This window comes from Deltaproteobacteria bacterium (genome assembly GCA_016219225.1).
Taxonomy (GTDB): domain Bacteria; phylum Desulfobacterota; class RBG-13-43-22; order RBG-13-43-22; family RBG-13-43-22; genus RBG-13-43-22.
Genome location: JACRBX010000016.1, coordinates 1 through 7,539 on the forward strand (window position 1 = coordinate 1; position 7,539 = coordinate 7,539).

At 49.8% G+C, this 7,539-nt stretch carries 12 protein-coding genes; 1 reads left to right on the plus strand and 11 read right to left on the minus strand.

What is annotated here, in order from left to right; all coding sequences use genetic code 11:
- Positions 1–153 precede the first annotated feature (153 nt).
- Positions 154–423, plus strand: coding sequence for a hypothetical protein (locus HY879_01305; GenBank protein MBI5601971.1), 270 nt, complete (start codon positions 154–156; stop codon positions 421–423).
- A gap of 29 nt (positions 424–452) precedes the next feature.
- Here the strand turns inward: HY879_01305 and HY879_01310 are convergent, their stop codons facing one another.
- The 11 genes from HY879_01310 to HY879_01360 all read right to left on the minus strand — a co-directional run bounded on the left by HY879_01310 (position 453) and on the right by HY879_01360 (position 7,515).
- Entirely contained in the window at positions 453–764 is a 312-nt protein-coding gene (locus tag HY879_01310) for a hypothetical protein (protein MBI5601972.1), read from the minus strand.
- Between the two features lie 9 nt (positions 765–773).
- Positions 774–1,124, minus strand: a complete 351-nt coding sequence (locus tag HY879_01315; protein ID MBI5601973.1) for a DsrE family protein — start codon at positions 1,122–1,124, stop codon at positions 774–776.
- 28 nt (positions 1,125–1,152) lie between these two features.
- Entirely contained in the window at positions 1,153–1,692 is a 540-nt protein-coding gene (locus HY879_01320) for a DUF2284 domain-containing protein (GenBank protein ID MBI5601974.1), read from the minus strand.
- Positions 1,682–2,527, minus strand: coding sequence for an aquaporin family protein (locus tag HY879_01325; protein MBI5601975.1), 846 nt, complete (start codon positions 2,525–2,527; stop codon positions 1,682–1,684). Before HY879_01325 ends, HY879_01320 begins: the two co-directional genes overlap by 11 nt.
- A complete protein-coding gene (locus tag HY879_01330; protein MBI5601976.1) occupies positions 2,514–3,557 on the minus strand; it encodes a GTP-binding protein in 1,044 nt (347 codons plus the stop codon). Before HY879_01330 ends, HY879_01325 begins: the two co-directional genes overlap by 14 nt.
- A 1-nt stretch (position 3,558) precedes the next feature.
- Positions 3,559–3,804 carry a thioredoxin family protein gene (locus HY879_01335; GenBank protein ID MBI5601977.1) on the minus strand — a complete coding sequence of 82 codons (246 nt, stop codon included), beginning with the start codon at positions 3,802–3,804 and terminating at the stop codon, positions 3,559–3,561.
- An 82-nt stretch (positions 3,805–3,886) separates the two neighbouring features.
- Entirely contained in the window at positions 3,887–5,032 is a 1,146-nt protein-coding gene (locus tag HY879_01340; protein MBI5601978.1) for a cobalamin biosynthesis protein P47K, read from the minus strand.
- 4 nt (positions 5,033–5,036) lie between these two features.
- Complete coding sequence (locus HY879_01345; GenBank protein ID MBI5601979.1) at positions 5,037–5,303, minus strand: thioredoxin family protein; 267 nt, start codon at positions 5,301–5,303, stop codon at positions 5,037–5,039.
- Positions 5,304–5,442: 139 nt separating this feature from the next.
- Positions 5,443–5,730, minus strand: a complete 288-nt coding sequence (locus HY879_01350; protein ID MBI5601980.1) for a hypothetical protein — start codon at positions 5,728–5,730, stop codon at positions 5,443–5,445.
- Between the two features lie 301 nt (positions 5,731–6,031).
- Positions 6,032–7,012, minus strand: coding sequence for an AAA family ATPase (locus tag HY879_01355; GenBank protein ID MBI5601981.1), 981 nt, complete (start codon positions 7,010–7,012; stop codon positions 6,032–6,034).
- A gap of 278 nt (positions 7,013–7,290) precedes the next feature.
- Positions 7,291–7,515 (minus strand): hypothetical protein, encoded by a 225-nt coding sequence (locus HY879_01360; protein ID MBI5601982.1) that lies wholly within the window; start codon positions 7,513–7,515, stop codon positions 7,291–7,293.
- Between the last annotated feature and the right edge of the window lie 24 nt (positions 7,516–7,539).

Here is a 7,539-nt window from a genome sequence, read left to right on the forward strand (position 1 = left end):
ACATGGCTACATAATAATACTAAAATAATATATGTCAAGAAAAAAATGATATTTACATGCCTACAAAATTCATGCCAAAATTAATCCATTTTATTGATTTTTAATAACTTTTCAGCAAAAAGTAGAAGGAAAACCCGTCTGGGGATATCCTGTGTGCCTGTAGAGCCGGAAAAAGTTGAAACTTTCTTTCCCGAACACATTGAGAAAATTTCGGCAGGTCCTCCTCATCCTCCGGGAACAACCTATCAAATCGCCACCGGCCTGGAGCAATGGGAATCGGGATTTTATCCGGTCCTGAAGATAAAAATGGTCAGAGACGACAAGGTCATCCTCTCCGGCCCTTCCATTCCTTTAAACACGGAAGACCCCGACCATCTGATCCAGGTCATTAAAACTCTTTTAGAAAAGCATCGGGCGCGTTAACCTGACCTCAGGATCGGCCAGTTCCGCAATTATCGTTTGAGGCTTTCCCAGGTTTTCCGGATAGCCATGGTAAGGGCTTCCATCTCAGGGATATGGTCAAAGGCAATTCTTTTGTTAATGACGATGGAAGGGACGGCCGGTTTGCGGCCGCAGATTCGGCCCAAGGTCTCATGGCGCTCTATCCCCTGCCGATCGCTCACATCGACCACTTCCCATTTTAAAACCCCCTCTTCGAATTCCGTGGCGATCTCCTCCAGGATGGCCAGGGCCAAATCACAAAGCATACAACCCTTTTTCTTGGCCACAATTTCGACAATGACCGATGGAGGATCATTTTCCATGACGATCTTTCAAAAATTGAAAACTTTGGCTTCCGCCGCCAAATCGATCAAATGGGGTCCTCCATCCAGAACCATATTGGAAAAAAAATGGGCCTCGTCCACCTGACGGGCCTTGGCACAAGGAATTCAAACCCCAATAGGAACCTCCTGTTCAACCAGGTAAGGCAAATAATCGTTAGGGCAATCCCCGGTAACCGTCTTGATAGTCATATCTCTTTTTTTATCGGCCCAGATTACCCCATCGCCGATAAAAAAGAGATTTACCCGGTGTCCTTTTGAATGGGCGATTTTGCTCAACTGAAAACACCTGGTGGCGCTTTCAACATTATCCTTGCTTAAGACAAATAGAAATTTAGCCATCGATCAGAACCTCCCTTTTAATCCTGGATTAATCTAATAAAATCATACTGTACCAGGCCGGTAACAATTTACCTTCCTTGTCAAATTCCACCTGGAATCCTAATGGTTCCACGGTCTTTCCAATATCCACTCCAAATGCATCCATGGCCGGCCGCGCCAGATGAGGGTAGCGGCAGGGCTCCGGATAGGCACAAGCCTCACATTGAACGCAGAGGGCCAGACCAAAGGCGAAAATACAGCCACCGCTGAGCATGGCCTCCCTTTCAATGGCCAAGGTCACCTCCTGGCCTTTTTTAGGATCGGCCGTCTTAATGATGAGGGCGGTCTGGTAGCGGTCAAAGGCTTCTTGGAAATTTTCTAAAGAGGTCGCCAGATGAGGGGGACAGGTCCAGTATTTTCCCCACCGCCCGCAACCGAAACGGCATTTAAGGTGGGAACGAGGATCAAAGACCACCTGATTCGTTTCCAGTAAACGGGCGTCTATAGCGCCTGCTTCAAGGGCTTTCTTAATCAAATGATCATAGAATTCAGACGTGGGGCAGACGTTTATAGGGCTTTTATTTTCCACAAGGATCCTTTTCTTCGCAGGTGCAGACGATTCTCGGTAAGGCCATGAGGGGTTGAAACAGTACTCGAAATAACAGGGCCGAGGCGGAACCGCCTATCAGGGGACCTACGATATAAACGGTTAAAAATCCGCCCCGGGGGCCGGGGATGGCGATCCCGCCCCATCCGGCTAAATAGGCCACCAGGCGGGGACTAAAGTCTCGAGCCGGATTAAGGCCAGCCTGGGTCAGGGGAGCCAAAATGCTGATGATGGCCATAACCGTCAGACCGATAAATACCGGGGCGATATCACTGGATGGGCGGCCCACATTACAATCTTCGGTCAAAAGAAAAATAATGGTCACCAGGATAAACGTTCCCAGGGCCTCAACCCCCATGGCCAGGGGCCAGGAAATCAGTCCTACGGCCGCAGGGGCGGAAGGGTTAGGGAAATATTCTCCGAACATCATGGCCGTCTTGACCGATTCGGGCGCCCCCCGGACAATATGGTAAAAGGCCTCAAAATTGGTTATGGAGGAAGAAAAAACAGTAAGCAGGGTCAGGCCGGCTAAAAAAGCCCCTAAGAATTGAGCGGCTAAATAAACCGGCAGCTTTTGGGGTATCATCCTCCCGGAGATGATCATGGCCAGGCTGACCGCCGGGTTGAGATGGGCGCAGGAAAGATGCCGGCTGGCATAAATGGCCAGGGTGACACCGATCCCCCAAATCCCGGCCACTTGAAACAGTCCAGTGTGCGCACCATAAAGGGCGGAAGCGGCCACCGCCCCGCATCCGAAGAAGGTCAGGAGAAAGGTGCCCAGAAATTCCCCGATAAAATTATTTTTAAGGTCCGTCATCTTTCTCTTTGTTTCCCATGGGATCGAAGGTGGATTGATACTGGAAAAGAGAAAAATCTTTTTGAAGGGCCTCCAACTGAGGCATGATTTCAGGAGGGGCAATAAAAACGACCCGGTTCAGGAGGAAAAGGCGATCGGCAGGCAAAGAAATCACGTCAAGATTTCTCTGGCCCAGGACCAGGCTGAATAAATAGGCCTGGGAGGCCTCACCTAAAAACCCTTTGGCCCGGATAATCCCTTTGGGGAATCGTGACATGAGGGTCTTAAAACCTTCCACATCTCCTTCCCATTTATAAATAGCCGAAAGCAGCCGGTCCGGTGGCGTGATCTCCCCCTGGGGGTCGTCCAGGAGTTGTTCAATGGCCGACTCCAATTCCTGATCGGAAAGAAAGGCCTTCGCCCCTTTTGCCCGGGTTTCGGGTTGCCCCGGCCCTTCGGCTTCAAAGAAAAACCGCTCAAAAGGAAAATCCGCAAATTGTGTTTCAAAGAATTTGGGATTGGGGTGATGCCGGGCCACCAGGTCTTTAACTTTTTGGATTTGTTCTTTCGAAGCCAGGTCCACCTTGTTGATGATAAAGAGGGTGGAAGAAGCAATCTGCTTCTCCACCGAAGAAAAGACCTCGTATTCTTCTTCAAAATTGGCGGCATCGATAATACAAAACTGCTCCGTCAATTGAAAACGGTTTTGGAAAAAGGGAAGGGTCAGGTCCCTTTTCAGGTCCGTGGGATTGGCCACGCCGGTGGACTCGATGAGGAGTATATCGGGCTGGATGTCTTTGGCTATTTGATTCAACCCCTTGATGAAATCCGTTTTGACACAGACGCAGAAGATGGAGCCTTTACTGATCTCCAGGATATCCAGGTCCTCTCCCTCAATCAAGTTCCCGTCGATTCCGATCTCACCGAATTCATTCATCAGGATCATGAGTTTGCGGTCCTTGGGAAAGGTTTTAATAATCCGGTTGAGAAACGTGGTCTTCCCGCTCCCCAGGAAACCGGTAATCAGATACACTTTGGTGATGTTGTCCATATTATCCTTTAAGGAGGCTGATGATCCGCTCCACGCTGAATACCTTTCCCTGGGCCACCAGGACCCCGTCTATGGCCAGGGCCGGGCTCAGGGGCAATCCGTATTTTTGGCGCACTTCCTCCGAAAGAACCCAGAGCTTGACCACCTCGGCCTCGATCCCGGCTTCGGCTGCTGCTCTTTTGGCGTTCTCTAACAATTGATCGCACTTTTCACAGGGCGGGTCCAGACCGATAACCTCGATGCGCATCAAGAGTCTCCTTTCTGGTCTATTTTGTCTATTTAGTCGTTTTGTCTATTTAGTCGTTTAGTTGTTTGGCCGGTTGAATTGGCTATTTAACTTCCTCCCGTGTAAGGTAAGGGGGTTGGGGATAGGCCGGGCTGAAGCATTGCAAATCCACCTCTTCCAATTGGATGCCGGCTTCATTAAAAACTTTTTCAAGTGTTTCTCGAACCAGGGACTCCAATTCTTCAGGCTCCAGTTTCACCCGGGCATTCAGGATAAGGGTTGCCTGGGACAGCTTTCCGAGATCTGTCCCATTGCTGACCGGTTCACCCTCAAGACAGGTAAGATTGGTCCACATGGTTTTCCCGCCGCTGGTGATAACGAATTTCAGGTGGCCGATCTCCCCCTTTCTAATTCTAAAAGCCTCCCGGAGATCCAGGGCCAACCGGGTCGCCGTTTGACCGGCATCAAAAGGTTCGGCGGCGATCATTTTAAAGGCACCATTCAGCCAGCCCAGGGAAGCCTCGGCCCTGGCATAGCGATCATAATCAAGCTCCCCCAAAACGGTATTGGCCCCGGGCCGGCCGGAGAGGAGTTCTTCCAGCCACGCCTCCATTCCCTGGCCTGTTTTCGCCGAGACCGACCGGACCGATTTTTCCGGAAATTTTTCCTCAAGGGCGGCCAGAAGCCTCCTGACTTCCTCATCGGGAAGGAGATCTGTCTTGTTGAGCACGATGATGTCTGCTTCCTCCAACTGCTTCTTAAACAAATAAGCTACTTCTTCCGGAAAGCCGGCCCCCTTTTCACCTAAAAACAATTCACGCACCCGATCCGGGTCCACCAGGGTGGAAAAAGGGGCGAATTTAAAGGCCTCCTGGTAGTGGATCTTAATAGGATTGGCCACGGCCGCCACAAAATCCGTGCAACTGCCGACAGGCTCTCCAAGAAGCACATCCGGATTATGGACCAGGATCTTGTCCACCTGATTAATCAGTTCATCGAACTTGCAACAGAAGCAGCCTTCGACGACCTCTTCCACGGGCACACCGAGTCCGCTGAGCATCTCTTTAACGATTATGGTGTCCACCAGGTTCTCGGTCTGGTCATTGGTGATAATGCCCACGCGCCTACCGCGCTCAATCAGACGTTTGGCCAATCCTGCCAGGGCCGTGGTCTTTCCGGAACCCAGAAAGCCTCCGGCAAAGATCAACTTGACCGGTTTTTGGACCTTTAACTTTCGGGGCGTTTCCATGGGTTCACCTCTCAAGATTTATGTCAAGCCCTTTGGCCCTTAACCGTTCCAGTACCTGTTCCGGTGTCAGGAGCCTGCCGGTCGATAGGACCTGGTCGTCAAAGATAAGGCCCGGGGTGGCGAAAACCCCTTTTTTCATAAAGTAATCGATGTCCTTGATCTTGACCACTTCTATTTTATCCCTAAGCCCGGCCTGGTTCAAGGCCTTTAAGACATTTTCATAAAGGGTTTCACAATTTTTACATCCCGGTCCCAATACTTCGATGCGCATAATGTTACCTCCTTAAACCCCAGGGGTATAAGGTCCAAGGTGCAAGGTTTAAGGTTTGAGGAAAAACACCACGAATCATATAAGTGTGTTGTTCCGAACCTTGAACCCTGGACCTTGATCCTTGAACCGTATTTTAAAACTAATCAAGCTGTTCCAAAGGAGTCGCCGAACTCCGATCCTTATCCATCACCAGCAATACCTCACAGAATTTGCAGACCACCAGATCTCCTTCCCTGCCGAATTTTTCCCAGAGCCGTTGGTATTCCTCGGGGCAGGTTTCAAGCTCTTCGGGTTTTTCCAGGCGGTTGATGCGATCCGATTTACCGCAATAGGGACAGCGCAGCCCGAAGAGAGCGAAATCCTGTTGGGGAAGCCCCAGTTCTCGGATCAATTGGCGGTAACCTTCGATATCTTCCCAGGTGGTCATATTGTATTCCCTGTGTCTTTTGCAAAAGTCCCGAGAATAAAATTTCTCAATTAATTGGTCAGCCGTCTCGGCTGGCATCTACTGATTTCAATCTATTGTCAGGCAGGATGCCTGACCTATTTTAACTCGCAAGAGTTCATTTTTTTAAATAAGTTTTTTTAAATAGGTCAGGCATCCTGCCTGACAATAGTCGGATCGGCCTAATGCCGATTGTGTTGAAACCATTAAATAGTCAGCCGGGACGGCTGACCTATTGGGTGTTAATTTGGTAAAATTTAGACTTTTTAAAAAACTCCCTCTATTAGCAACATTTATACAACCGCAGCAACCGCTCGTTCATCACAAAGTAGAACTTCATAAAGGAAGACCCATCGAGCCGCGACCGGACCCCATGCAAGGTGTTGGCTAATTCGATCGTACTGCGAAGATGGGTGATCATGATCAGTTGTTTATTGACGGCCAACTCTTTAAGCAGGGCCTGCATGGATTTATGGTTAATATAATCCAAGGCCGGCTCGACTTCGTCGAGCAGATAAAAGGGGCTGCGCAATCGGTCAAACAGGGCCAATTTCAAGGCCAGACTGGTGATGGACTTCTCCCCGCCGGAGAGCTGATGTGCCCGGCGAATATTCCTGCCTTTGACTGCCACCTCCACTTCCAGCCCCTGGCCTTTTTCCCCGTTGACAATCCGGAGGCGGCCTTCCCCTTCCGGAAAAAGGTAATGTAAATATCTCTGGAAAAGGGGATCAGTCTGACCCATCAGTTTTTCGGGCAAGGGTTCCAGGCCGTTTTTCCCGTTTAGAAATGAGATCCAACGCAAACGATCGGAGGGAAGCAGAGACAGCAAATCGTTGATCTGTTCCTGTCTGATGATGGTTTTCAAAGCATCGGTCAGTTCCTCGGTCTTGAGTCTTTTCTTGTAAGCCGCCAGGCTGACCGTCTTACCCTGGATCTGATAGGTTTCCTGCCCATCCCGGCCGATGGTCCTGACCAGTCTCAATTCCGGGACATTTTTTTCAAGGCCTTCCTTAAAGACCAGTTCCACCCTGACTTGCTTGGCCGGTGGGTAGACCTTGTTCCCGGCGAAAAATAGTTCCTCCTTTTCCAGAAGGCGGAGCTTGGATAATGCGTTTTCACCCAGGGCCCAGACGATGGCCTCCAGGATATTGGACTTCCCTACCCCATTGTTGCCCATAATCACCCCGATTCCGGGTTGGAAGGACATCTGGGTAGGTTCGGAAAACGACTTAAAGCCTTCGATGGTTACATCCTCTAAAAACATGATCATTCCTCCCGAGACTGGATACTGGATACTGGATAAACCCTTCATTCGAAATTATAATGTAAATCGGCCTCCGGCACCACATATCCCCCATCGAGTATTATACAGCGACTTTTTTTTCTGATGCGTCCCCGTATCCGTCATTCCGGCATGTTTTAAGCCGGAATCCAGGGACTTTGATCTCTCATTTTCTTGAAAAACCTGGATTCCCGATAAAGACATTCGGGAATGACGAAAAAAGTGTCGCTGTAGTAGTATCAAGCATCAAGTATCCAGTATCAAGCTATTTTTTCCCTATACCGTCTTTGGATCTCTTCGATTAATTCTTCCTGGGGAGGGATCAAGGCCTCGTAGACCAGATCCCCATCCAGGGCCACGCTAGGGAGAGATTTGGCCCGGAGTTCTCGAAAACGGGTCACCCCTTCCCGGGTACGCATGTCCCATTCCCTAACGTCGATCAGTTGCTGGATGTCTTCCGGTAAAGCCTTTACCGATTCCGCCATATAGACGCAGGCGATTCACTGGTG